The sequence below is a fragment of the Pseudomonas sp. WP18 genome (assembly GCF_036689585.1).
In the GTDB taxonomy this organism is placed as follows: Bacteria; Pseudomonadota; Gammaproteobacteria; order Pseudomonadales; family Pseudomonadaceae; genus Aquipseudomonas; species Aquipseudomonas chlororaphis_E.
Map to the genome: position 1 here is coordinate 3,155,149 of NZ_CP144758.1, position 23,730 is coordinate 3,178,878.

The 23,730-nt window shown below is 63.9% G+C and carries 17 protein-coding genes; 4 read left to right on the forward strand and 13 right to left on the reverse strand.

Annotated elements, in window-relative coordinates; all coding sequences use genetic code 11:
- Positions 1–118: 118 nt before the first annotated feature.
- Complete coding sequence (locus tag V5F23_RS14055) at positions 119–976, forward strand: SDR family oxidoreductase (protein ID WP_338498836.1); 858 nt, start codon at positions 119–121, stop codon at positions 974–976.
- 65 nt (positions 977–1,041) lie between these two features.
- Here the strand turns inward: V5F23_RS14055 and V5F23_RS14060 are convergent, their stop codons facing one another.
- The 3 genes from V5F23_RS14060 to V5F23_RS14070 are packed head-to-tail and all read right to left on the reverse strand — an operon-like array spanning position 1,042 to position 2,527.
- Positions 1,042–1,491: a YetF domain-containing protein gene (locus V5F23_RS14060; protein ID WP_047738647.1), complete on the reverse strand. Its 450-nt coding sequence runs from the start codon at positions 1,489–1,491 to the stop codon at positions 1,042–1,044.
- A gap of 7 nt (positions 1,492–1,498) precedes the next feature.
- Positions 1,499–2,017, reverse strand: a complete 519-nt coding sequence (locus V5F23_RS14065; RefSeq protein ID WP_042732059.1) for a hypothetical protein — start codon at positions 2,015–2,017, stop codon at positions 1,499–1,501.
- Positions 2,018–2,026: 9 nt separating this feature from the next.
- Complete coding sequence (locus V5F23_RS14070) at positions 2,027–2,527, reverse strand: CinA family protein (RefSeq protein WP_212803836.1); 501 nt, start codon at positions 2,525–2,527, stop codon at positions 2,027–2,029.
- Between the two features lie 166 nt (positions 2,528–2,693).
- Between V5F23_RS14070 and V5F23_RS14075 the strand changes: the two genes are divergently transcribed.
- Positions 2,694–3,305 carry a Yip1 family protein gene (locus tag V5F23_RS14075; protein WP_212803837.1) on the forward strand — a complete coding sequence of 204 codons (612 nt, stop codon included), beginning with the start codon at positions 2,694–2,696 and terminating at the stop codon, positions 3,303–3,305.
- A gap of 162 nt (positions 3,306–3,467) precedes the next feature.
- On the opposite strand, the gene ligD is transcribed toward V5F23_RS14075, so the two are convergent.
- Genes ligD through V5F23_RS14095 form a run of 4 tightly spaced genes read right to left on the reverse strand, consistent with a single transcriptional unit; the run spans position 3,468 to position 9,636 of the window.
- Positions 3,468–6,107: a DNA ligase D gene (gene ligD, locus V5F23_RS14080; protein ID WP_338498839.1), complete on the reverse strand. Its 2,640-nt coding sequence runs from the start codon at positions 6,105–6,107 to the stop codon at positions 3,468–3,470.
- A complete protein-coding gene (locus V5F23_RS14085) occupies positions 6,104–7,267 on the reverse strand; it encodes a carboxylate-amine ligase (RefSeq protein ID WP_042728829.1) in 1,164 nt (387 codons plus the stop codon). Before V5F23_RS14085 ends, ligD begins: the two co-directional genes overlap by 4 nt.
- Positions 7,239–8,240 carry a class I SAM-dependent methyltransferase gene (locus tag V5F23_RS14090; protein ID WP_042728830.1) on the reverse strand — a complete coding sequence of 334 codons (1,002 nt, stop codon included), beginning with the start codon at positions 8,238–8,240 and terminating at the stop codon, positions 7,239–7,241. The genes V5F23_RS14085 and V5F23_RS14090 overlap by 29 nt, the downstream gene beginning before the upstream one ends.
- A 10-nt stretch (positions 8,241–8,250) precedes the next feature.
- Positions 8,251–9,636, reverse strand: coding sequence for an iron-containing redox enzyme family protein (locus V5F23_RS14095; protein ID WP_042728831.1), 1,386 nt, complete (start codon positions 9,634–9,636; stop codon positions 8,251–8,253).
- Between the two features lie 348 nt (positions 9,637–9,984).
- Here V5F23_RS14095 and V5F23_RS14100 point away from each other — a divergent pair, with 348 nt between their 5' ends.
- Positions 9,985–11,319 (forward strand): cation:proton antiporter, encoded by a 1,335-nt coding sequence (locus V5F23_RS14100; protein ID WP_042728832.1) that lies wholly within the window; start codon positions 9,985–9,987, stop codon positions 11,317–11,319.
- A 3-nt stretch (positions 11,320–11,322) separates the two neighbouring features.
- Here V5F23_RS14100 and V5F23_RS14105 read toward each other — a convergent pair whose 3' ends face one another.
- From V5F23_RS14105 to V5F23_RS14120, 4 genes are all read right to left on the reverse strand, one after another.
- Positions 11,323–11,859, reverse strand: coding sequence for a hypothetical protein (locus V5F23_RS14105; RefSeq protein ID WP_042728833.1), 537 nt, complete (start codon positions 11,857–11,859; stop codon positions 11,323–11,325).
- Between the two features lie 119 nt (positions 11,860–11,978).
- Positions 11,979–13,910: a PAS domain-containing sensor histidine kinase gene (locus V5F23_RS14110; RefSeq protein ID WP_042728834.1), complete on the reverse strand. Its 1,932-nt coding sequence runs from the start codon at positions 13,908–13,910 to the stop codon at positions 11,979–11,981.
- Positions 13,911–14,012: 102 nt separating this feature from the next.
- A complete protein-coding gene (locus tag V5F23_RS14115; RefSeq protein WP_338495387.1) occupies positions 14,013–16,319 on the reverse strand; it encodes an ATP-dependent DNA helicase in 2,307 nt (768 codons plus the stop codon).
- Entirely contained in the window at positions 16,316–17,980 is a 1,665-nt protein-coding gene (locus V5F23_RS14120) for a VRR-NUC domain-containing protein (RefSeq protein WP_042728836.1), read from the reverse strand. Before V5F23_RS14120 ends, V5F23_RS14115 begins: the two co-directional genes overlap by 4 nt.
- A 222-nt stretch (positions 17,981–18,202) precedes the next feature.
- Between V5F23_RS14120 and V5F23_RS14125 the strand changes: the two genes are divergently transcribed.
- Positions 18,203–18,427 (forward strand): YgdI/YgdR family lipoprotein, encoded by a 225-nt coding sequence (locus V5F23_RS14125; RefSeq protein ID WP_042728837.1) that lies wholly within the window; start codon positions 18,203–18,205, stop codon positions 18,425–18,427.
- Positions 18,428–18,512: 85 nt separating this feature from the next.
- Here V5F23_RS14125 and V5F23_RS14130 read toward each other — a convergent pair whose 3' ends face one another.
- Complete coding sequence (locus tag V5F23_RS14130; RefSeq protein ID WP_042728838.1) at positions 18,513–20,366, reverse strand: polyurethanase; 1,854 nt, start codon at positions 20,364–20,366, stop codon at positions 18,513–18,515.
- Positions 20,367–20,528: 162 nt separating this feature from the next.
- Entirely contained in the window at positions 20,529–23,549 is a 3,021-nt protein-coding gene (locus V5F23_RS14135) for an autotransporter domain-containing protein (RefSeq protein ID WP_338498917.1), read from the reverse strand.
- Positions 23,550–23,730: the final 181 nt, after the last annotated feature.

Genomic DNA, 23,730 nt, shown 5'->3' on the forward strand with positions numbered 1-23,730 from the left:
CTCCTCTTCGATTTCATCCACCGTGCAGCTCATCGACCCGTCTGACAATCCAACCGAACTCTGCCCGAGGCCCAACGTCCACCCTCCATTGCAACCACATCCCGCATGGAGAACGATCATGGTCGACTACCCTACCCCACCTTTTCCGAAACAAAGCCAGCCTGTGCCCGGCTCCCAACGAAAAATGGACCCTTACCCCGACTGTGGCGAGCAGAGCTACCGCGGCTCCGGACGCCTGGCGAACAAGATAGCCCTGATTACCGGGGCCGACAGCGGCATCGGTCGCGCCGTGGCGATTGCGTTTGCCCGGGAAGGCGCCGACGTGGCGATTTCCTACCTGGATGAACACGAGGACGCCCAGGAAACGGCGCGCTGGGTCGAACAGGCAGGCCGCCAATGCCTGCTGCTGCCGGGCGACCTGGCAGACAAGGCTCAATGCCGCCGCGTGGTCGACGAGACCGTCGCGCGGTTCGGCCGCATCGACGTCCTGGTCAACAACGCGGCGTTCCAGATGACCCACGAAAACCTTGAGGACATCCCCGACGAGGAATGGGTGCGCACCTTCGATATCAACATCACTTCGATGTTCAGGATCTGCCAGGCGGCCCTGCCCCACCTGAAGGCCGGGGCGTCGATCATCAACACCAGCTCAGTCAACTCCGACATGCCCAAGCCGACACTGCTGGCCTACGCCACCACCAAGGGCGCCATCGCCAACTTCACCGGTGGCCTGGCCCAGATGCTGGGGCCCAAGGGCATACGGGTGAACAGCGTGGCGCCGGGGCCGATCTGGACCCCGCTGATCGTGGCGACCATGCCCGAGGAAGAGGTGCAGAACTTCGGCTCCCAGACCCCGCTGGGCCGGCCGGGGCAACCGGTGGAAGTGGCGCCGATCTATGTACTGCTGGCCTCGGATGAGTCCAGCTACATTTCCGGTTCGCGCTATGGCATTACGGGCGGCAAGCCGATTCTCTGATCGGTAACCCGTGGCGAGGGGGACTCCCTCGCCACACAGCTCGCTCGTCAGGCTAGGGGTCGCGCTCAGGCTGACTCCCTGGCAATCACCGAGATCTTCCCGTTGCGCTCGATAATCGCAAACTTGATCTGCTCCAGGGTCTCGATGCCCTGGCTCGCGCGCGCCGCCTCCATGATGTCTTCCTCCACCAACCGTGCATGGCGCAGGCGACCATGCAGTATCCGACCGTCCTCGACAATTATGGTCGGCCCGCCGTCGATCAATTGCGATACCCACTTGGAGCGCAGCTTGAGCAGCGACAAGCCGACATCGATGGCAATCAACGTGACGATCACCATCAGCGAGTTGGTCAGCGAGAAATCGTCGCCCAACAGCGCTTGCTGCGTCGCCTCGCCAATGATCATCAGCAGCACGAAATCGAAGGTGGTGATTTCCGCCAGCGAGCGGCGGCCGGCAATCTTGAACAGGACCAGCAATGCCACATAGATCGCGGCGGCGCGCAACACGGAATCCATAGGTCACCTAAGGGAAAACGAACTGTTCGAAACTGACTGAGCGGCCACCGGGGATGGCGATGCGGCTGTGGTAGGTTCCCAGGCCATCGCTGAGGACGGACAGATAAAGGGTAGCCTGGCCCTGGGCGTCGGCCTGCACCCAGAACTTCATACCTTTACCCGCGGCCGCCGAACGCAAGGGTTGGGGCTGCAAGGCCTCGACGTCAAAGCCTTCTAGCCAATCGCCACCCAACTCCACTTCGAGCACTGCGTTGGGCGCGCCCTTGAGGTGAGCAGTCAGCGGGTTGGTGGAACCGTTACGGTGGAACCTTTCATACTCGACGGTGAGCCCGCCATCGTCGCTTCGCACCTCGCGAGAGCTCAACGGCCCACGGGAAAACAGGCCGAGCAACGTCAGGATCACCAGCAGCACCAGTCCATACCAACCGACCCGCTCGAACCGCCAGACTTTGAGTTGATAGGCCATGTCTTCGCGCACCGGAAACGTGCGGCTGTGAAAATCCTCTGGCTCGCTGTGCCGGGGCATGGCGTCCACCTATCTCGATTCACCCGCCAGGGCGCGTTGATGGAAATGCCGCAGTTGCAGCAGCGCATGCTCGGCGGCGCACAACTGCACCTGGTTGCGACTGCCGAAGAAGCGTTCCCGGCGGCTGAACAATGCTCGCCTGCCGTGCACTTCGAAGGCCCAGGCGAAACAGACGGTGCCGGCCGGAATGCCGTCCATGTCGTCCGGCCCAAGGATGCCGGTGGTGGCCACGGCCACGTTGGCGTCGGCATCGTGCAGCGCGCCGAGGGCCATTTCCTCGGCCACTTCACAACTGGTGAGATTGAAGGTGTCGATGGTCCGCGGGCTGACGCCCAGCAGTCGCTGCTTCGCCTCGGGGGAATACACCACATAGCCGCTCTCGATCAGCGACCCACTGCCCGGTATTTCGGCCAGTATCGTGACGATCAGGCCGGCGGTGCAGGACTCGGCCGTGGTCAGGCGCAAGTCGTGCTCACGCAAGTAATCAACCATCCTCCGGGCAACTGTCATGGCACACGATCCTCCAAGGGTGCTGATGGGTTGACCCCATGGCCACCAATTCATTCCGTCTGATCGGAGGTCGCCTGCGCGGGCCAAATAAATGAAACCTCGGGCGCGCGGTGCACCTCAAAATTTCAGGGCCTCACGCTGAGGCTGTCACGATCAGGAGGTCGTCATGTCTGCACTTTTCGTCAAACTGTTCACCCACCCTGAGTTTGCCTGGAAGGACATTCGCCAAGAAGAGCAAGCTCACCCGCGTCATTACCTGGCGCACTTGCTGTTGCTGGCCTTGATTCCGGCCGCCTGCCTGTTCATCGGTATCACCTGGACCGGCTGGGGCCTGGCGGAAAACGAAACCGTACGGCTGACCCAGGCTAGCGCCCTGCAACTGTGCGTATTGCTGTACCTGACCATCGTCGCCGGCGTGGCGCTGATGGGGGTGTTCATTCGCTGGATGTCCCGTACCTTTGACGCGCGCCCGTCCCTCAACCAGTGCATCGGTTTTGCCGCCTACACCGCCACGCCGTATTTCCTGGCCGGCATTTCCGGGCTCTATCCGAGCCGTTGGCTGGCGGTGGCCGTGTTGCTGGCCGCGTCGGCCTACTCGACGTTCCTGCTCTTCGTCGGCCTGCCGCGGTTCATGAACCTCAGGAAGGAACAAGGGCTGCTCTACTCGGCCTGTGTGTGGGGCGTCGGCTTGCTGGTGCTGGTGACCATCCTGGTGGAAATGATCCTGCTCTGGTTCAACGTGTTGCAGCCGGAGTACCTGCGGGTGCCGGTGGGTTGATCACAGAGGGGCTGCTTATGTGGCGAGTGTGGCGAGGGAGCTTGCTCCCGCTGGGCTGCGCAGCGGCCCCATGAGGGCATAAAACTATCAGAGGGGCCGCTGTGGTCCCCCAGCGGGAGCAAGCTCCCTCCCACATAAGCCATCCCCGCAGGAAGCCTGGCCCTACTTGGCCGTTTTCTTCATGCCTATCCGTCGGCGCATGTCCGCCGTGATGCTCTGGCGGGTTTTCTTCAGGTCGGCCCAGGGCTCATGCCCGACCTCCGCCAGCCGCTCATGGACGTTGTGCACGTTCCACAGGTTCGCCCCTTTGAGTTGCGCCACCTCGTCGCGGTAGATCGGCACCGACACCGGCAGCCCGTCGCGGGTACGCACGGCGTAGGCGCAGATCGTCGTGGCGCCGAGGCCGTTGCGCAGGTAATCGATGAAGATCCGCCCGACCCGGTTCTTCGGACCCGAGACGGCCGAGAACCTGTCTGGCAGCAGCTTGGCGATGTGGCTGACAATGGCGTGGCTGAAATCCTTGACCTCGTCCCATCCGGCTTTTCGAGTCAGCGGGACGACAATGTGAATGCCCTTGCCACCACTGGTCTTGAGAAACGCCTTGAGACCCAACTCATCGAGCACCGACAGGGTCAGTTGCGTCGCTTCCACCATGCGCTTCCATGGCAGCGCCGGGTCCGGGTCGAGGTCGAGGACAAAGCGGTCGGGCTTGTCCAGGTCCACCGTCGTCGCGTTCCAGGTGTGCAGTTCCACGGTGCTCATCTGCACCGCGCCAATCAGCGCTTGCGCATTGTTGATGATCATCACCGGCTGCCCGGTGACGTCCTTGTCCAGGGTGGTGATGCCGGGAATCGCCAGGCGCTCGGCGTTTTTCTGGAAGAACAGCTCGCCGGCAATGCCGTCCGGTGCACGCACCAGTGCGACTGGGCGCTCGGCCAGTTCCGGCAGGATGAACTCGGCGACACTGGCGTAATACTCGGCCAACTGCCGCTTGGTGGTGCCGGTGGTCGCATCGATGACGCGATCGGGGTGGGTGATCCGTACCTTGCCGTCCAAGGCCGACGTGTCGCCGGCCTTGTCCTTGGCTTTTGCCTTGGGTTTGGCTGCGGCAGGCTTCGCGTCGCCCTTGGATGGGCGCTTGGCGGTAGTTTTTTGGGCGGAGGTCTTGTCCACGGGTTTCGCTAGCTCCTGGGTGATGGCCTTGGCCGGTTTATCGTCGCGCAAGCCATGGAACACCGCGTGGCGTACCGAGCCTTCCTTCGTCATCTCGGCGAACGCGACTTCGGCCAGCAAGGTCGGCTCCAACCAATGCACGCCCTTGGCTTCGTAACCGGTCGGCGGGTTGATGACAGCGGGCTTCTTACGCTCCAGGGGCAGCAGTTGCTGGTGGATGCTCTTGAGGGTCGCTTCGTTGAACCCGGTGCCAACCTTGCCGGCGTAGCGCAACTGGCCGCTGTCGGCGTCGTGCAGCCCCAACAGCAAAGCGCCGAAGGCACTGCGGGCGCCCTTCGGCTCGCTGAATCCGATCACCACGAACTCCTGGCGATTCTTGCATTTGAGCTTGATCCAGTCACTGCTGCGGCGGGAGGTATAGACGCTGCCGATGCGCTTGCCGATCAGCCCTTCCATCTGCATCTGGCAGGCGCTGTTGAGCAGCGCTTCAGGGGTTTGCTCAAACGCATCGGAAAAACGCAGCAAGGGGCTGTCATTGGCCTGTAGCACGGCTTGCAGCGCCGTGCGGCGGTCTTGCACCGGGACGTTGCGCAAATCCATGCCGTTGAGATAAGGCAGGTCGAACAGGTAGTAGGCGATCTGGCCGCTGCTGCCCGCGTCGAAGGCATTCTGCAGGGCCTGGAAATCCGGCACACCGTGCTCATTGGCGACCACCATCTCGCCGTCGAGCCAGGCCGACTCCAGCCCCAGCGCCGCCAGGGCCTCGGCCTGTGTGGGCAATTTGTGGGTCCAGTCATGGCCGTTGCGAGTGATCAGGCGCACTCCACCGTGGTCGATCCGCGCCATGATCCGATAACCGTCGAACTTGATTTCATAGAGCCACTCGCCGTCGGGGGCGCTTTCGACCAGCGTCGCCAGTTCCGGCTTGAGGGTTTCGGGGAGGGGGCCGGCCACTGCACCGTCAAGGGTGGTCTTGCCGCGCTTTTTCAGCGGTTTTGCCTGGGCTTTCTCGGGTTGCTTGATCGCTTTCGCCGCGGCGGCCTTGCCCCGCCGCCTGGGCACCAGGGTGCGCTCGCTGAGCACGCTGTCCGGTTCGGCCTGGACCACGTCGTATTCAGTTTCGGGGCGCGCGGCGTCGTCCTGGTGCTTGATCAGGAACCACTGCTCCTGCTTGCCGGGCATGTGGGTGCGCACCAGGTTCCACAGGCCGGCGAGCTTTTCGCCTTGCAGTTCGAACTTGAGCCGGCCCTTCTCATACGCTTCATGGGGATCGCCCTGGGGAATCCATACGCCCCGGTCCCAGACGATGACATCCCCCGCGCCGTAATGTCCTTCGGGAATGTTGCCTTCGAAAGTCGCGTAGTCCAGCGGGTGGTCTTCGACGTGAACCGCCAGGCGCTTGGACTTGGGGTCCAGCGACGGCCCCTTGGGCACGGCCCAGCTCTTGAGCGCGCCATCCAGTTCCAGGCGGAAGTCGTAATGCAGTCGCGAGGCGTCGTGCTTCTGAATGCAGAACTGCAAGGCGTGGGTGGTTTTCGCTGACTTGCGCGGACGCCGCTTCGCCGCCGGTTCCGAGGTGGCGCCGAAATCTCGCATGCGGTTGTAGTCGTCAAGGGTCTTGGCGCTCATGGTCCACCTGCGACGTGTTGCAGCGTCGGGTCGGCCACCGGCAGCCCGGCGCTCTCCGACACCAATTGATCGACCACCCGGCTCAAGGCCTGCTCCACGGAGTCGCCCAGCAACAGGCCTTGTTCGTAGAGCACGATCTGACGGTCGGCGCTGGTGCCTTCCTGGACGATGCGCCGTGCCTGCTTGAATACCTCCTGGCAGCCCAGCTCGGCGGCGGTTTCACCGAAGGTCTGCTCGGCCACGGTCAGCCATTCGCCAATGAGCATGGGCTGCTCCTGCCCTTCGGCAATGAACTCGGCGAGGATGCCGTGACGCTTGGCCCTCCAGCGGTTTTCCTTGAGGGTCCAGTGTGAGGTCAGGCTGTACCCGGCGCCCGGCTGGGGCTGGTCGATGGCGTGGGCCACCATCACCCGGAACAACGAGACCAGGCACAACACGTCCTCGACCCGCGGGCAGGCATCGCAGATGCGCAACTCCAGCGTGGGGTAGCGCGATGACGGTCGCAGGATCCACCAGCAATCGCTGGGCTGATGAATCGAGCCGGTGCGCATGAGCAGGTTGACGTACCCGGCAAACGCCAATTCGTCCTGGAAATATTCCGGCACGCCCATGCGTGGCCATTCATCGCAGGCCACCTGGCGGTAACTGCTGAAGCCTGTGTAGGCGCCGTTCCAGAACGGTGAGGAAGCGCTCAACGCGAGAAACATCGGCAACCACGGCAGGATCTCGTTCATCACCCGCACCCGGTCACGGTCCACCGGCACCTCGACATGCACATGCAGGCCCGACAGCACGCTGCGCCGTGCCACCCGTTGGTAATCATCGAACAGTTGCTGGAAATGCAGCTCATCCGTGGGCTGCAAGCCCTGAGTGACCATCGGATGGGAGCCGGCGCTGAGCAGGCCCAGGCCGAACGGCGCCAGGCGCTGGGTCAGGCCGCTGCGCACCTGGGTCAGGTAGTCGGCGGCCGCGTCCAGGCTGAGGAAGATGGGCGACGCCATCTCGACCTGGCTGAGGAACATCTCATGGGCGAAATGCTCGCCCAGCTCGGCCCGGCATGCCGCCACTGCCTCGGCAGGCGGCTGGGTGGGCATGCACCGGGTTTGCAGGTCGGTGACGAAGTACTCCTCTTCAATGCCGAACTTCAGACGCCTGTTCATCGATAATCCCTCCGATACCCGCGCCAATGCGGGTCACGACCAACGCCACCACGGCGATCCTTTCCACCTCCTGGTAACCCGGCGTCAGCAGTTCCTCGCCAAACACGTCCGGGTCCAGTTCCTTGTAGGTCCAGCCAAATTCCGCCGAGTCGCGCCAAGGCTCCAGCGCTTCCAGGAACGGGTCACGGCCATCGACCATCGCCACGCCGGTGTAGAGCACCAGCGAGCCGCCGGGGGTCAGCCGGGGCAAGGCCTGCTCGACGATGCGCAGCGACAGCCCGGCGCCCAGCACACCGCCGCCATGGCGATAGGCGCGTTCCGACGGGTCAGCCATATACGGTGGATTGGCGACGATCAGGTCAAAATCGCCCTCGACATCCTGGAGGACGTCGCTGCGGGCAATCTCGACATTGGCCACCTCGCCCAGGGCGGCATTCACCGCTGTCAGGCGCAAGGCCAGGGGGTTGATGTCCAGCGCCAGCACCTGGGCCTCGCGCCGGGCCCGGGCGATCACGATGGCGCCGACACCGGCGCCACAGCCGATGTCCACGGCCCGATGCACCGCCGTGAAACTCTGTTGCAGGTGGGCATGGATCAGTTGGGCGAACCGGTAGCTGTCCGGGCCGAAGAACACCGCGTCGCTGGCCTGGGTGGGAAATTGCGAATGGGCGAACAACAAGCCGTCCAGGCTCGACCAGCGCACTCGGCTGCGCAGCAACCCATCGCGTTCCTCCAGCACCTCGGCTTCTTGCAATTGTCGCTGCTCATCGGCCGAAATCAGCCCGGGAGCAAACGGCCGCGACCAGCCGAACACATCCCGCAGGGTCTTGGAGTGCTCGTTGCCGGGCCGTTGGTTGACCCGTTCATGGGTCAACGGCGTCGGGGTGATGAAGCGGTAACCGTCGGCTTGCAGGCGCCGCCCCAGTTGCAACAGCGCCAGGTCGGAGGTGGACAGGCGATCTTCCTGATTCATGCAGGGCTCCCTAGCGAATGGCGGACTTGAGTTCGATGAAACGACGCGTGGCCAGCAGCCCGGCCGGATGGCTGTGACAGCGTGCCGAGAGCCAGGGCATCAAGGTCTGCATCTGCTCATCGGGGGACTGGCTGCGCAGCGTCTGTTGCAGGCTTTGCACATCGGGGTCGTCGATTGGCGTCTGCGGTTCGCTGGTGGTGCCGAAGCTGCGGCGCGGACGGTTGCGCTCGCTCTTGTGCAACCAGTCACCGGCGATCCAGTCGTGCAGCAATTGCTTCTCATAGGGGCTGAACACACCGAACATCGCCGCCCCTGCGCCTTCGATCAGCATCCAGAAGCGGCTGTCTTGCGGATCCTGGTGGCGCTTGATCCAGCCCTTGTTCTGCATCGCCTCAAGGAAGCCTTCCAATTGGCCGGGGGCCGCCAGCCACTGGTTGACGGTCTTGCCTTCGAACTTGCAGTAATCGGAATGCATGTGCTGGCCGAACGGGCGCTTGCGTTCGAGCATGTCCAGCACTTCACGGCCGAGGTCGAACGATTCGATGATCGCCCGGCTGCCTTGGCCCAGGTCATTGAGCCGGTACCCCAGGGTCACCCGCTGCCAGAACGCCTCGCGATCCGCCGCCATCGGCATCAATTGCATCAGTGCCTGCACAGCCTTCTGGGCATGGCCGGTGCTGGCGTTGTCGATGGTCACGTGGAGGGTGAAGTAGTACGGGTCGATGTCCAGTTCGCTCAGCTCGTAGGCGCTGATCAACAGGTGCAGGGGCAACTGCTCGTAACCCAGGTTGTAGCCAATCACTTCCGGCAGGTACTCATCGCCGGCGTAGCCCAGCGCCAGTTGCACAGCCCCTTGCAGGTAGCGCTCATCGTCGATGTCCGGGGCATCGACCAAACCGTGTTCGGCGAGCAGCTTACGGTAGATCACCACATGGTTCTGCGCCGGATGGCCGTCGCCCAGCTCCTCCAGATACGTGCACAGCAGGCCGTCGAACCGGTGGTCTTGCCAATGTTTCAATACGCCGTACAGCCAGGCACCGTCCACCAATTTGGTCGGCGCCACGGCTTGCAGGAAATACAGCGCGTGGGCCTTGCCGCTGAAGTACTCCCGCGGGCCGCCGTTTTTGCGCCGCTCCAGGTAATCGGCGTATTGCCGGGCTACACCGGCACTGTGGGCTTCGACCCAGGCTTGCAGGGCCTGCGGCTCGTCGGGGGTTTCCTGGGGCAAGGCCCGGGCCTGTTCGAGGCACGACTGGATGAAGGCCTGTGCGACGGCGTGTTTGTCCGCATCGTCGGGGCCCTGGAGCAGCCGTTCATAGCATTGGCGCACCTGCCCGGCATCCCTGACGGGATGGAGGGTGGCTGGCCGGGATTGGAGGGGTGTCAGCGCAGTCATAAGGGCCTCATTGGTTCACGGCAGGACGCTGATTCAGCACGTCTCTTAAGGTGCAGAGCCCCGCGTGCGACGAAAAATTCCCTCCGATGAACAGGCCGCCGGATAAACGGGGCGGTTCCGTTTTAGTGGGAACCCTCGCTTCGCTCCAGGCCTCGAAAGAATAACGGAACCTGTGGCGAGGGGATTTATCCCCGCTGGGCTGCAAAGCGGCCCCAAGGCATCCGGGTATACAGAGCTGCAAGATCTTAGGGTCGCTTCGCAACCCGACGGGGATAAATCCCCTCGCCACAATTTCTGCCAGCTTGAATGAACATCGCGGCTGACCTGTCCGACACCCAAGGAGCAACCATGATCTTCACAGTGTGGGTAGCGGTGCTCGGTGCCGTGTTGTTGACCTTGGCTCTCACTTCCTCCTACCTGCGCTGGATGCCGGTCACCACGTCAGCCATGTGCCTGGTGCTGGGCGTTGCCATCGGGCCGGCGGGGTTGGGTTTGCTGAAGCTGGACATCACCGACTCGTCCGTCTGGATGGAGCATCTCACGGAGATCGCGGTGGTGTTCTCGCTGTTCGTCAGCGGCCTCAAGCTGCGCCTGCCCTTCAAGAACCGGACCTGGCGCGTTGCCTATGGGTTGGCGGGCCCGGTGATGATCCTTTCCATTGCGGGCCTGTGCCTGACCCTGCACTACCTGTTCGGCCTTAGCTGGGGTGTGTCGATGTTGATCGGCGCGATGTTGGCGCCCACTGACCCGGTGCTGGCGGCCCTGGTGCAGGTCAACGATGCGCGGGATGACGACCGGGTGCGTTTCGGCCTCTCCGGTGAAGCCGGCCTGAACGACGGCTCGGCCTTCCCATTCGTGATCCTTGGGCTGTTGATGCTGCGTGAAGACGGTGGCTTTGTCGGCGAGTGGGCCTTGCGCAATGTCCTGTGGGCGGTGCCGGCGGGCCTGCTGATCGGCTATTGGATGGGACGCGGGATCGGCAAGCTGACCCTATCGATGCGCATCAAGAACGCCGACAGCACGCTGTCACCCAACGATTACCTGGCCTTGGCGCTGATTGCCCTGGCCTATGTCGCCGCCGAGTCCGTGCATGCCTATGGCTTTCTCTCGGTGTTTGCCGCCGGTCTCGGGCTGCGCCAGGCCGAGGTGCAATCCACCGATGAAGAAGATGCCCCGCCAGCGGAGCACCTGGTGCAACCGGTGGTGGGCCATGAGGCCGTCGATCCGCGCGAGGCGGTGCTCGGCGATACCCAGTCCCTGGGCGACGGCCAGGTGGCTGCCGGGGTGATGATGAGTGACATGCTGGCTTTCGGCAGCCTGGTGGAGCGGGCGATGGAGGTGTTCCTGGTGACGCTGCTCGGGGTGGTGCTCGCCACCCATTGGGACTGGCGCGCCCTGGCCATCGGCGCCCTGCTCTTCGCCGTCATTCGCCCGTTGAGCGTGTTACTCATGCCTTGGGGCCGCTTGCTGGACGCACCGCAACGGCTGTTGATCGGCTGGTTCGGCATTCGCGGCATCGGTAGCCTGTTCTACCTGTTCTTCGCCTTGAACCATGACCTGGCGCCACAAGCGGCGCAGCTGTGCATCAACCTCACGTTGTCGGTGGTGGCCTTGAGCATCCTGGTTCATGGGGTCAGTACCCAGCCCACCCTGGCGTGGTACGAACGGCAGAAAACCGGCTGACCCTCAGCCGATCGGATCCGTCACCTGGATCAGCACCGCATACACCCCCAGCAGCACCCAGAACGTGGCGAAGATCCACGGTGTGCGCACAGAAAACAGCAGCGACTTGCGATACCCCTTGTGGGTCGATTCCCGCTCGCTGAACAACGGCGACTCGTCGTAGACCAAACCCATGACCGGCTCGGCGCGCAGCAGTTCGCTCTGCTTGAAGTGCCAGTGGTCGATGATCTCGTAGGCCGCTCGAATCCCCGGCCAGGCATTGAGTGAACTCAGGAACCCCAGCAGCGCCAGGAACGGCGGCACGATCAGGGTGAACAACTTGCCCCACTCCGGGTTCAGGTTGGCCATGCACGAGGCAAAGGCAATCACCAGGAAGGATTGGGCGGCCAGGTAGGCATCGGTCCGATTGGCGAGGATGCTGGTTTCGTACTGGATTTCACGCCGATAGAAATCCAGTCGTTCCTTGGGCGAGCCGAACAGCTTGGCATTGTGTTCGCTCAATTCTTCTTCCGGCGTCTGGCCGGTCAATATTCTGGGCATTGCGTGAAGGGTCGCTGGTGGCAAATGAGGTTCGTTGGAAACCCGCGCCGCCGGGCAAGTTCAAGGCAATGGACCAGAGGCAGTGCACGCTTGCCAAAAGGGCCTGGCCAAGCCTCCGCCTAATTCATTGCCTGCCCGATGACCTGCACCAGGTCGATCTGCTTGAACGGCTTGGTCAGGCGCGGCAATTGGCTGGCGAAGCCTTCCAGGCGTTCGGCGTAGCCGGTGGCGAGGATGATGGGCAGGTCCGGCTGCCGGTCGCGCAGTAACTTCGCCAGTTGGGCGCCGTCCATCTGCGGCATGGCCATGTCGGTGATCACCAGGTCGATGTCCGGGTTGCGCTCATGCAGTTCCAGCGCCTGCGACCCTGAATGCGCGCACAAGACCCGGTGCCCGAGGTCTTCGATCAACAGGCGGGTACTGGTCAGCACCAGGCTGTCGTCATCGACCACCAGCACCAGCAACTCAGGAGGGGTAGGCGCTGCCTGCGCCTCGACCACGGCCTTCTCCGACGCTGCGCTATCGGCCAGTGGCAACCACAACTGCGCGCTGGTGCCCACGCCCTTCTGGCTTTCGAGGATCAGGCGGCCACCCAACTGCTCGGCCAGGCCGTGCACCATGGACAATCCCAGGCCCGTGCCCTTGCCGACCCCTTTGGTGGTGAAGAATGGCTCCACGGCCGAGGCCAGCGTGGCCTCATCCATGCCCTCGCCTTCATCGGTAATCGACAGGCAGACGTAGCGCCCCGGCTTCAACGACGCCTGCGCCCCGGCCTCGGTGGCCAGGCGCTCGTCGGCGGCGATCAGGATGCTACCGCCATGGGGCATCGCGTCCCGGGCATTGGTCGCCAGATTGAGGATCGCCAACTCCAACTGGTTGACATCGGCCAGCACCGGCGACAGCGCCTCGGTGAAGCGAGTCTGGATGTGGATCGAAGGGCCCATGGAGCTTTGCAGCAAGCCGCTGATGCCCTGCACCAGCACCGGCAACTCGACCGACTCGGCACTCAGCTTCTGCCGCCGGGCGAACGCCAGCATCCGCTGGGTCAGCGATACGCCGCGCAACGCGCCCTGGGTCGCGTTGTCGAGCAATTGAGCCAGTTTCGGATCGTCCGGCATGCGCTTGCGCACGATTTCCAGGTTGCCGAGGATGACCGTCAGCAGGTTGTTGAAGTCGTGGGCGATGCCGCCGGTAAGCTGGCCGATGGCTTGCAGTTTCTGCGACTGGAACAGCGCCTCGCGGGCCTGTTCGAGGGCCTGCTGCGCCTGGGTGGCATCGGTGATGTCGCGGGTGATCTTGGCAAACCCCAGCAGGGTCCCGGTGTCGCTGCGGATCGCATCGATGACCACGTGGGCAAGGAAACGCGTACCGTCCTTGCGCACGCGCCAGCCCTTCTTTTCGAAACGCCCCTCGCTGGCGGCGATGCTCAGCGCCCGCTGCGGTTCACCGGCGGCGCGGTCCTCGGGGGTATAGAACATCGAAAAATGCTGGCCGATGGCTTCGGCCGGCAGATAGCCCTTGATGCGTTGCGCGCCCTGGTTCCAGTTGGTGACCTGGCCATCAGGACCGAGCATGTAGATGGCGTAGTCGGTGACGCTTTGCACCAGCAGGCGGAACTGCTGCTCGCTCTGCTTGAGGGTTTCCTCGGCCATCTTGCGGTCGGTGAGGTCGCGGGTGATCTTGGCGAACCCGAGCAGTTCACCGCTCTGGTTGTCGATGATCGGGTCGATCACCACATGGGACCAGAACAGCGTGCCGTCCTTACGCACCCGCCAGCCCTCACCCTCGAAACGCCCCTCGCGCACGGCCGTCTCCAGCGCCCGCTGCGGCAGGCCGGCGGCGCGATCCTGATCCGTGTAGAAACGCGAAAAATGCTCACCCAGGATCTCCGCTTCCTCATACCCCTTGAAACGCCGGGCACCGGAGTTCCAGCTGGTGATGATGCCCGAGGGGTCGGTCATGTAGATCGCGTAGTCGACCACAGCGTCGATGAGCAGGCGAAAGCGCTGCTCCTGGTTTATGCGCGGCGACTGGGGGGTATTCTCAAGCATGTGGGCCGAGGCATCCGTGTGGATTTTTTCGAAGTATGGGGCAAGTCGCGCGCCATGAAAAACTATTGCCTCCCACACAGGATTCCCGCTGGCCGGCAGGCTTCAGTTTCCTGCACCTATCCGCCGGGTGCCGGATTGCTCCGGGTTCACCGACCACCAACGTGGCAGCAACTGCTGCACGCGCGCCTCGCCGAACCGGTCGTCGATGAGCATCACCACGCCGCGGTCCTGCTGGGTGCGGATGACGCGCCCGGCGGCCTGCACGACTTTTTGCAGGCCAGGGTACAGGTAAGTGTAGTCATAGCCATCGCCGAAGATCGCCGCCATGCGCTGCTTGATCTGCTCATTGACCGGGTTGAGCTGCGCCAGCCCCAGGGTGGCGATGAATGCACCGATCAGGCGCGAGCCGGGCAAGTCGATGCCCTCGCCGAACGCCCCGCCAAGCACCGCGAAACCGATGCCCTGGCTGTGCTCCATGAACCGGTCGAGGAAGGCCTGCCGCGGGGCTTCACCCATGCCGCGCGATTGTGCCCACGTGACGATCTCCGGGTGCCGCTCGGCAAACAGCCCGGCGACTTGCTGGAGGTAATCGAAACTGCTGAAAAACGCCAGGTAATTGCCCGGACGCGCGCTGAATTGGCGAGCCATCAACGCGACAATCGGCTCCAGAGACGCCTGGCGGTGGGCGAAGCGCGTGGAAATCCGGCTGACGACCTGAACGTCCAACTGATCGGCCTGGAACGGTGATTCAACGTCGATCCACACCGTCTCGGCCGGTGTGCCCAACAGGTCGGCGTAATAGTGCCGCGGACTCAAGGTCGCGGAAAACAGCACGCTGCTGCGGGCCGCGGTGAGCCTTGGCCGCAGGAACCCGGCCGGCACCACGTTGCGCAGGCACAGGGTCGAGCCGCTGCGCTGGCGGCCGAACTCGCGCTTATGGATGTCGAACAGAAACTGCTCGTCGAACGACTCGGCCACCCGGCCAAACTGCAGGGCATCGAAATAGAACGCCTGCAAGTCACCGTCCAGCCCTTGGGGGTGCTCGTTGAGGTAATCGCCAATGGCCGTGGTGCAGGTGGCCAGGGCTTGCAGGAATTTCTCCGGCAGTCGTTCATACGCCTGGTACGCCGCCACTTGTGGTGCATGCAAGGCGTTCCACTGGCGATTGACCCGTTCCAGCGGCTTCTTCAGGGCCTCGGGCGCGGTTTTGCGCACCGTGGCCAAGGTCGCTTGATCCAGGATCGCGCTGTACATCTGCCGGCCGCGCTCGACCAGGTTGTGGGCTTCGTCCACCAAGGTCGCGACCGTCCAGCCATTGGCCTGGGCCAAGCCGAAAAGCAAGGCACTGAAGTCGAAATAGTAGTTGTAGTCGGCCACCACCACGTCGGCCCAGCGGGCCATCTCCTGGCTGAGGTAGTACGGGCAGATCCCGTGGGCCAGCGCGACTTCGCGCAACGCCGCCTGATCAAGCAGGCTCACCTGGCTCGCGGCCACCCGCGCCGCCGGCAGACGGTCGTAGAAGCCCTGGGCCAACGGGCAGGATTCACCATGGCAGGCTTTGTCCGGATGCTCGCAGGCCTTGTCCCGGGCAACCATCTCCAGCACCCGCAGCGGCATTGACGGGGCACTTCGGGTGATGACCTGGGCGGCGTCCAGCGCCAGTTTGCGCCCTGGGGTTTTCGCCGTGAGGAAGAACACCTTGTCCAACTGCTGCGGCGCCAGGGCCTTGAGCATCGGGAACAGCGTGCCGACGGTCTTGCCGATGCCGGTGGGCGCCTGGGCCATCAGGCAACGCCCGGTGCTCACGGCCTTGAACACCGACTCGGCCAGGTGCCGTTGCCCGGGCCGAAAGCCGGCATGGGGAAAGGCCAGGGACTGCGCCCCCAGGTTGCGGGCGTGCCGATGGGCCATTTCCTGCTCGGCCCAGGCCAGGAACAGCGCACATTGCGCTTCGAAGAACGCCAGAAGCTCGCCGGCCTCGAACCCCTGCGTGAGGCAGGTTTCCTTTTCGCTGACGACGTCGAAGTACACCAGTGCCACGTCGATGCGCGAAAGCTGCAACCTCTGGCACATCAACCAGCCGTAGATCTTCGCCTGGGCCCAGTGCAACTGCCGGTGGTTGGCCGGTTGCCTGGCCAGGTCGCCGCGATAGGTCTTCACTTCTTCAAGGCAGTTGCGCGCCGGATCGTAGCCATCGGCGCGGCCTTTGACGTTCAGCGTCTGGTAGCGCCCTTCCAGGCTAACCTCGGCCTGATAGACCTCGCTGCGCCGCGACGCCACGGTGCGATGGCCGGCGATGCCTTCCAGGGCCGTGGGCGACGGCGTGAAGCGCAGGTCGAGATCACCCACCTTGGCGGTGAACTCACACAAGGCCCGCACCGCAATGCTGTAGCTTGGCGCGGGGTTCATGCGCCCTGCTCCGCACCTTCTGGCAGCCACTGCACATAGCACACTGCGACGGGCATGCGGTGCTCATGGCAGAACTCCAGCCAGCGCAATTGATTGTCTTGCAGCCGATCCCCCGGCCCTTTGACCTCGATCATGCGGTAGGTCTTGTGCTGCGGCCAGAACTGGATCAGGTCCGGCATGCCGGCGCGGTTGGCCTTGATGTCCAGCAGCAACCGGCTGAACCAGTGCTTGAGGTGCTCGGCCGGCAAGCAGTCGAGGGCCTGTTCCAGCAATGTCTCGGACAATGCGCCCCAGAACACGAACGGCGACTGTACGCCCCACTTCTCGGCAAAACGACCCAGGATGGTGTGCCGATAGCGGCCATCGTCCAGCTCGGCAAAACACGCCGCGAACAGCTCGGCCCGACGGGCATGGAAGTCTTCATTGAGCAGGTCAACCGGTCCACGCTGGAACGGGTGGAAAAATGCCCCCGGCAGCGGCGCGAAAATCGCCGGCCAGCACAGCAGGCCGAACAGCGAGTTGATCAGGCTGTTCTCGACGTAATGCACAGGGGCGGCGTCATCGTGCAGGTGAGCCTGGACGTGATACTCCACCGACAGGGTCGGGTCGACCCTGGGCAGTTGCAACTCCAGCCGCTGCACTTCACGGGCCAGGGCGCGCGGCACCGGCGGCCCGCCAAGCTTGCGGCGCAGCCGCGGCACGATCCTGAGCAGGGCCTGGGTTTCGGCGGCGCTTTGCGGCGCCTGTGCCGCCGCCTCGCCCAGTTCCAGGGCCAGGGCATATTCGCCGATGCGCTCCAGCACGCGGATCATCCGCAACCGTGCGCCGGGGTAGGTGCATTCACGGTAGATACACAAGGCCAAGGCAAAATCGCCCATGCGTTCGCCCTGCTCGCCGAACTGGTACAGCAATTTGCCGCGCCGGCGCTCCAGCCACGGATTGTCCAAGGTCAGGGCATTGACCTGGGCGACGATCGCTTCCAGCGGCTCACCGGCTTCGAAGCGTTGCTGGCATTCATGGAGGAACACACAGGCGTCGACGTCCTGGCGGTTGCGCAGTCCGCGGGACTCGGCGCTGAATTCGACGCTTTCATAGGTGAAGATGCCCAGGTCCGCCAGCACGAATTCCGACCAGTCCTGGTAGAGGTTGCCGAAGAACATCAGCCGCAAGCGGTCACACAGCGGCATGATCGTCAGGCTGTAGAGCCGATCGTCAAGCTGCGGACACCAGGCGTGGAACGCCTGCGGCGGGTCGGCTCGCTCGGCGACGGCCAGGAGCCATTCGGTCTTTTTCGCCCTGGGCTGCTCGATCAGGTGCCCCAGGCACTGCAGGATCTCCGCCTTCAGCAACACGTCGAACAGCTCGACAATCCCCAACTCGGCCTGGTCCTCGACCCAACCCAGGGCCAGTAACGGCTGCACGGCCAGGCCAATCTCACCGATTTCCGGGTAGTTGAGCTTGCTGTGGCGAAACCGCACCCCCTTGCGCATGACCATCCGCACCAGCAAGCCTTGGGACGCCCGGGGCATTGCGGCAAAATCGTCGACGAAGCGCTGCTCTTCGAAGCTGAGCACGTCGGCATACCGCTGCGTCAGCCAGCCCAGCACTTGCTGAAAGTTGTTCAGGTAATAAAAGGGATCGTCGAGGGAACTGGCTGTCACGGGAAGAAGCGCCACGGATGCTGGAATACTGGTTATGCATACAGATAGCAGCTACTAACACCCCAGGCAACTGCAAAAGATGAACGGTCCCCTATATTTAGAGATGAAATCCTTCGCTAAGTGATGAACTTTCCTACAGAGAGCAGGACCAATGGCGGTTAGCTACGTGATGGCGCAGTCGAATCAGCTGGGCCGTGGTTCTTTTGATCGAGAGGTTTGGATATGAACATCAGGTTTCTGAGCCTGCCCCTGGCCGCCGTGGCCTTCCTGACATTGGCCGGTTGCGCGTCGCCCACCGTGGTGACCTTGCAGAACGGTACCCAGTACCTGACCAAGGACACCCCCAATACCCGTACCTCCGATGGGTTCTACGAGTTCGAAGACATCGCCGGCAAGAAAATCCGCGTGCGCGCCGACGACGTGGCAACGATCCGCAAGGAAGATTGATCACCGTGGCGAAGGCGCTTGCTCGCGCTTGAGTGTGAGCAAGCGCCTCGTCGCAGGTTACTCAGTCACCGTCCATGCCTGGTCATCAGGCGAACACGATACCCTCACCGCCCACCTGCCCAACCCCGACACCCACCAGGGTCACCGAGCTGTCCCCCACTTGCAGCAGCGTGTCGCTGCCGACCTGGGACAGGTGCTGTCGATAGTCATACCCTTCCCCGGCCCCCTGCACACCGATGAACACCAGTTTGTCGCCCGCGTCGAAACTGCTGATGCGATCCTGACCGAATGCACCGTTGAAAATGAACGTGTCACGTCCACCGCCCGATTGCATGACGTCGTTCCCGGTGCCCCCCACAAACGTGTCGTCGCCCGCGCCGCCCAGCAGCCGGTCGTTGCCGGCGTGACCGAACAGCCAGTCGCCCGTCGCGTGGGCCACGAGACTGTCATCGCCCGCAGTGCCCTTGACCGCTGACGCGTACGCCGTCAGGTTGCCGCCGGCCAACAGGCCATTGGCGGTGACGCTGTGGCTGACCTCGTCCTTGAGCATGCCCCACAACGATCCAGGTTCCTGGCTCACCAGCGTGCCGATGTCGCGGGTGATGCTGATCCCGCCGTGGGCATCGCGCACGTACAACGTTCCGGCACCATCGCTGGCAAAGGTGAAGTCGTGCACCGACTGCTGCAGATGCAGGCTGTTGTGGCCCTGCCCGCCCAGTATCACGTTGTAGCCTCCGCCGTCGCGGAAGGTGTCATTGCCGGCACGGCCTTCCAGGTAGTCGTTGCCCTGGCCGCCCTGGATCAGGTCGTCCTTGTCGGTGCCGAGGATGAACGTGCTGCCAGTGTGGGCCTCGGCGTTGCGGTTGAGGTCTTGCACCCAGGTGTTGCTGCGGGCCGGGTCCGACAGGTTGGCGACGACGATGGTCGAGTCTTTTTGCGTAAGGTCGTAGAACGCCGAGCTGATGATCCGGCCCATGCCATCGGCGTAACCGGTGGGCAGGTGGGAGATCCAGGTGGGGATGTTGAGGATGGAAAACGGCAGCACGTTCCACGCGGTCGAGGCGTAGTGATCATTGAAGCTGACGATGTTGTTGGTCGCCGAGGCCTGCTGCACGTCGTGCACGCCCACCGACGCCAGGTTGAACGTCGAGCCGTCCAGCGCCCGGAACACCGGGTCGTTTTCGTAACCGATGTTCAGCACCTTGTCGGTGCTACTCTGGGTCGGCGACGCGTAGGCGATGTAGTTGGCGTTGTTGTAGAACCCGGACCACTGGCTGGTGCTCAGGTCGGCCAGGCTGTTGACCGCCAACCCGCCGAGGCTATGCCCGCTGACCAGGATGTTTTCGCCGCCAAGGCCATGAGCCTGGGCAAACCGGGCGACGTCGCCGAGTAGCGTGCCGAAGGCTTCGCCGGCGTAGTGCTTGGCATAGTCCTTGGGCCCCAGCGCGGCCATCACGTCATTGATCACGTCGCCAATGGAGTCGCCGATCAGGTTCTCCCGTGGGCCGCTGGTCCCGCGAAACGACACGCCGATCTCGGTCAACTGCCCGGCGGCGTCGTACTTACCCAGGATTTCTACCTGGGCGGTGGTGTAGCCGGCCTTTTCGCCGAAGAACGTACCGCGCCCGTCGACCTTGCCGGTGTAGCCCAGTTGCGACGCGCTGATGGGCGTCCAGCCGGCCTTGTGCAATGCGTCCAGGGCCAGTTTTTCCGAATCGGGGTTCCACGGCACGCCGGGAATCACCCCTTGCGAGTCGGTGCCGCCGAGCAGCGCGGTGACCAGGGTCGCCGGCAGGCCGGTGCCGAAGCCGTATTGCTGGTAACCGGCGGCGAACCCGTTGTCGAGGTTGTGGTAGGAGTACAACATGATCGCCATCGCATCGCCGACCAGGGCTTTGGACGCCTCGGTGCCGAAGGTCTTGTAGTCATAGATACCCATGTCCTGCTGCCTCTTTTTTGTTGTTGGAATGCGGAAAAACGTAGGAAATCGTTGTGGCGAGGGGATTTATCCCCGTTCGACTGCGAAGCAGTCGCCTGTGGTTGGGGCTGCTGCGCAGCCAGCGGGGATAAATCCCCTCGCCACAGGGACTGCCTTACCTGATCAGAACTGCCAATCCAGCGTCAGCCCCATGCCATGGCTTTTGTCCCGGGATCCGAGCAGGCCGTTGTAGTCCAGGTTGACCCGCACATCCTTGGCCACCGCCAGCCCGGCACGGGCACCGATCACGGCGGCGTTGCGGTCCATGGACACGCTCTGCACCGCAAAGGTGTTGCTGCTGCCGGCGAAGGCCAGGTCCTGTTCCGAACGGGTATTGCTCAAGTTGTGCTGCCAGCCGAGGGAGCCGGAGAGCTCCAGCTGCTGTTTCTCCGAGAGCGCCAGGCTGCGGCTGGCTCGCACACCCAGGGTCGAAAGCAGCGCATCGCGACGGTCGTCGTTACCTCGCAGCGCGGCGTTGTCGCCTTTTTCATGGAAGCTGTCGCTGTCCAGATGCACATAGGCCAGGTTGGCAAACGGCTCCAAGGCCAGCGGCTGCACGTCGAGGCGGTAGGCGGCTTCGGTGAAGAGCTGGGCGGTCTGGGCGTCGCGCTTGGTTTTCTCCCGGCCGCTGACATCACCCCATTGCACGTCCCGTTTGACGTCGATGCGATGCCAGCTGTAGGCACCGCCGACGGTAAGGCGCACGGCGTCGATTTCATGCCCCAGGTAGGCGCCCAGGTGATAGCTGTCGGCCTTGGCGGACGAGTGCGTGCCATCGCCCATGCTCAATGAACTGTCGCTGTAGCCGGTGACGACACCCAGGCGAGTCTGCTCGCCGATCAACCCATCGGCCCCCACCAGCAGCCCGCCAATGGAGCTGTTGGCGCTGGCATTGTCATTGCCGCCATCGCTCTTGCCCCAGGCCCCGAGCACCTTGACCCAGACGTTGCTGTCGGCAGTGCTTGGGGTATTCGCGTCATACAAGTCGTCCTGGCGCAAACGATCGCCGACGGCTTCACGCAAGTGGCGGCTGTCGTTGATCAGCAACGTGCCGACGGCCGGGTGGATTTCGCCAGAGAGTTGCTGGAAGGCTTGCTGCGCCGCGGCGGCACTGGGCGACAACAGCAAGGCTTCGTAAAGGCCGTTGCCAGCGCCCAGTTGCTCGGCGGCGGTCGCTACGGAGCGCTGGTTGGGCGTCAGGCCAAGGCTGGCGAACGACACGGCGTTGCGCTCGACCGCCAGTTGAATGCCATTGGCGCTGTAGGCCAGGTCGCCGCCGAGAAACGCGTAGTTGGGCAAGACCTGGCCAAAACGGCCGTCGATACCGCCGGCGGCCTGCAGGATGTTGAACTGCGTACCCAGCAGGCTCTTCACCTCACGGGCCGTGAGCAGCGTCGGGCTGTTTTCCAATGACAGCGACACCGTAGCGCCGTCGATGGAAGCCTTGCCGCCCGCCACGATCAAATCACTGGAGGTCGGCGAGACCTCCACTGCGTAGGTCGAACCCGGTTCGAAGGTCACGTCTCCTGCCACCTGCAGTGTGCCGATGGAGTTGCCCGGTGCCACGCTGCCGCCGCGATTGGCGGTCAGGCCGGCAACGCGCCCGTTGCCGCCGAGGACGCCGCCGTCATTGACGGTCACCGTCGAGGCCAGTGAACCGTTGACGGCCAGTCGGCCTTCATTGACCAGGGTCGGCCCGCTGTAGCGGTTGTCGCCGGTCAGCACCAGGGTGCCGAGACCTTCCTTGGTCAGCCCGCCGTGGCCGGCGATGTCGTTGCGCCAGACATCCAGGCCACACTGGATCCCGCTGCACACGCGCTCGGTGGGCTTGCCGGCGTCGATGGTCGCGCCAATGCCCGGCAGGTCGACCACGAACTGGCCATCGCCGTAGGCCCCGTCGATCCGGAACGCTTCGGGAATGTCGGCCTCGGTCACCAACATCGACGGACCGTCGATGGCCTTGCCCAGGTTGATCATGCCCCAGCCGTACAGCGCATCGACGCCCGGCGCGCCCATGTCGGTGGCCGTGGTGCGCAGCACGCTGGCAACCTGAGCACCGGTCATGTACGGGAAGCGCTCCATCAACACGGCGACGCTGCCGGCCACATGGGGGGCGGCCATGGAGGTGCCGCTCTTGTTGCCGTAGCCCACGGTCAGGTCATCGGCGCTGGTACCGCCGATCACCGCACTGTAGACCCGCGTGCCCGGCGCCGAGACGCAGAAACTGGCGGTGTAGCCGCAGCGCGAGGAGAAGGTACTGATGGTGTAGGGATCGGGGCTGGCGGTATCCGGGTTGACTTGCAGCGCCGCGACGGTCAGCCAGTTGGGGGCGATGTCCGGCACGAAATACGCCAGGCCGGCGATGGCGTCGGGGTTGTTGAGGTTGTAGTCGTTGCCGGCGGCGAAAATCGTCACGATGCCGCTGCGGGCCGCCGCGATGGCGCCCTCGTAGGCGCCGCCCGGCTTGGTCCCCAGCAGCGGGCGGATCTGGTCGAATTGCAACTGCGCGTCCTGCACGGTGAAGTGCGGGAACGCCGGGTCGCGCCCGCCCTGGTCGAAGCGGTCGGTGATGCCGATGCCCCAGCTGTTGTTGATGATCCGTGCGCCGCTGGCGATCAGCGCGTCCCAACCGGCCTTGTACACCGCGCCGTCGTTGCCCAGGATGATGCCGTCCTCGGGGCCGGGGTCGCCGTTGTCGGCGCTGATGATCTGTGCGTTGAACGCCACGCCGTGCATTGGCCCACCGTCGCGGCTGCCGGCGGCGATCCCGCCGACGTGGGTGCCGTGGGAGCCCAGCTTGCCGTCGGAACCGACCGTGGGCGAACCGTCGTAGCGAAACGGATCACCGGCCTTCACCGGAATGTACGGGTCGGTGTACTCGCGGATGCCGCTGGTGACCAGGGTCACGACTTTATCGCTGCCGGAGAACTCCGGGTGGGCGGCATACACCGGCTGGTCGAAGATCCCCAGTTTCACGCCCTTGCCGGTGTAGCCGGCGGCATAGGCCTGCTGGGCGTTGATCGCGCCCAGGCCCCATTCGGCGTTGAATTCGCTGCTGCGCCAACTGTCCGGATCGCCTGCCTTGCCCGCCTCGACATACGGCGCCGCCTGCGCCGTGCCCAGGCTTGCCAGTGCACAGAGCATGGCGTGGTTGAGGGCCTTGGGCACAAACACGCGACGGGTTCTTGCGGGTTGTTTTTTGTTATCAGTCTTCATCAACGAACCTTCCTTAGTGGCTGCAAAAATCCTGTGCTGACCTATGCCGGTCCCCGTGGCGAGGGAGTTTGCTCCCGCTGGGCTGTGCAACAGCCCCTGCTTGTGAGCG

What these genes read in the sequence shown, in the direction of transcription:
- V5F23_RS14055 (WP_338498836.1), top strand. Translation starts at nt 119, where the DNA reads ATGGTCGACTACCCTACCCCACCTTTTCCGAAACAAAGCCAGCCTGTG.
- V5F23_RS14060 (WP_047738647.1), bottom strand. Translation starts at nt 1,491, where the DNA reads ATGGATTCCGTGTTGCGCGCCGCCGCGATCTATGTGGCATTGCTGGTC.
- V5F23_RS14065 (WP_042732059.1), bottom strand. Translation starts at nt 2,017, where the DNA reads ATGCCCCGGCACAGCGAGCCAGAGGATTTTCACAGCCGCACGTTTCCG.
- V5F23_RS14070 (WP_212803836.1), bottom strand. Translation starts at nt 2,527, where the DNA reads ATGACAGTTGCCCGGAGGATGGTTGATTACTTGCGTGAGCACGACTTG.
- V5F23_RS14075 (WP_212803837.1), top strand. Translation starts at nt 2,694, where the DNA reads ATGTCTGCACTTTTCGTCAAACTGTTCACCCACCCTGAGTTTGCCTGG.
- ligD (WP_338498839.1), bottom strand. Translation starts at nt 6,107, where the DNA reads ATGAGCGCCAAGACCCTTGACGACTACAACCGCATGCGAGATTTCGGC.
- V5F23_RS14085 (WP_042728829.1), bottom strand. Translation starts at nt 7,267, where the DNA reads ATGAACAGGCGTCTGAAGTTCGGCATTGAAGAGGAGTACTTCGTCACC.
- V5F23_RS14090 (WP_042728830.1), bottom strand. Translation starts at nt 8,240, where the DNA reads ATGAATCAGGAAGATCGCCTGTCCACCTCCGACCTGGCGCTGTTGCAA.
- V5F23_RS14095 (WP_042728831.1), bottom strand. Translation starts at nt 9,636, where the DNA reads ATGACTGCGCTGACACCCCTCCAATCCCGGCCAGCCACCCTCCATCCC.
- V5F23_RS14100 (WP_042728832.1), top strand. Translation starts at nt 9,985, where the DNA reads ATGATCTTCACAGTGTGGGTAGCGGTGCTCGGTGCCGTGTTGTTGACC.
- V5F23_RS14105 (WP_042728833.1), bottom strand. Translation starts at nt 11,859, where the DNA reads ATGCCCAGAATATTGACCGGCCAGACGCCGGAAGAAGAATTGAGCGAA.
- V5F23_RS14110 (WP_042728834.1), bottom strand. Translation starts at nt 13,910, where the DNA reads ATGCTTGAGAATACCCCCCAGTCGCCGCGCATAAACCAGGAGCAGCGC.
- V5F23_RS14115 (WP_338495387.1), bottom strand. Translation starts at nt 16,319, where the DNA reads ATGAACCCCGCGCCAAGCTACAGCATTGCGGTGCGGGCCTTGTGTGAG.
- V5F23_RS14125 (WP_042728837.1), top strand. Translation starts at nt 18,203, where the DNA reads ATGAACATCAGGTTTCTGAGCCTGCCCCTGGCCGCCGTGGCCTTCCTG.
- V5F23_RS14130 (WP_042728838.1), bottom strand. Translation starts at nt 20,366, where the DNA reads ATGGGTATCTATGACTACAAGACCTTCGGCACCGAGGCGTCCAAAGCC.
- V5F23_RS14135 (WP_338498917.1), bottom strand. Translation starts at nt 23,549, where the DNA reads ATGCTCTGTGCACTGGCAAGCCTGGGCACGGCGCAGGCGGCGCCGTAT.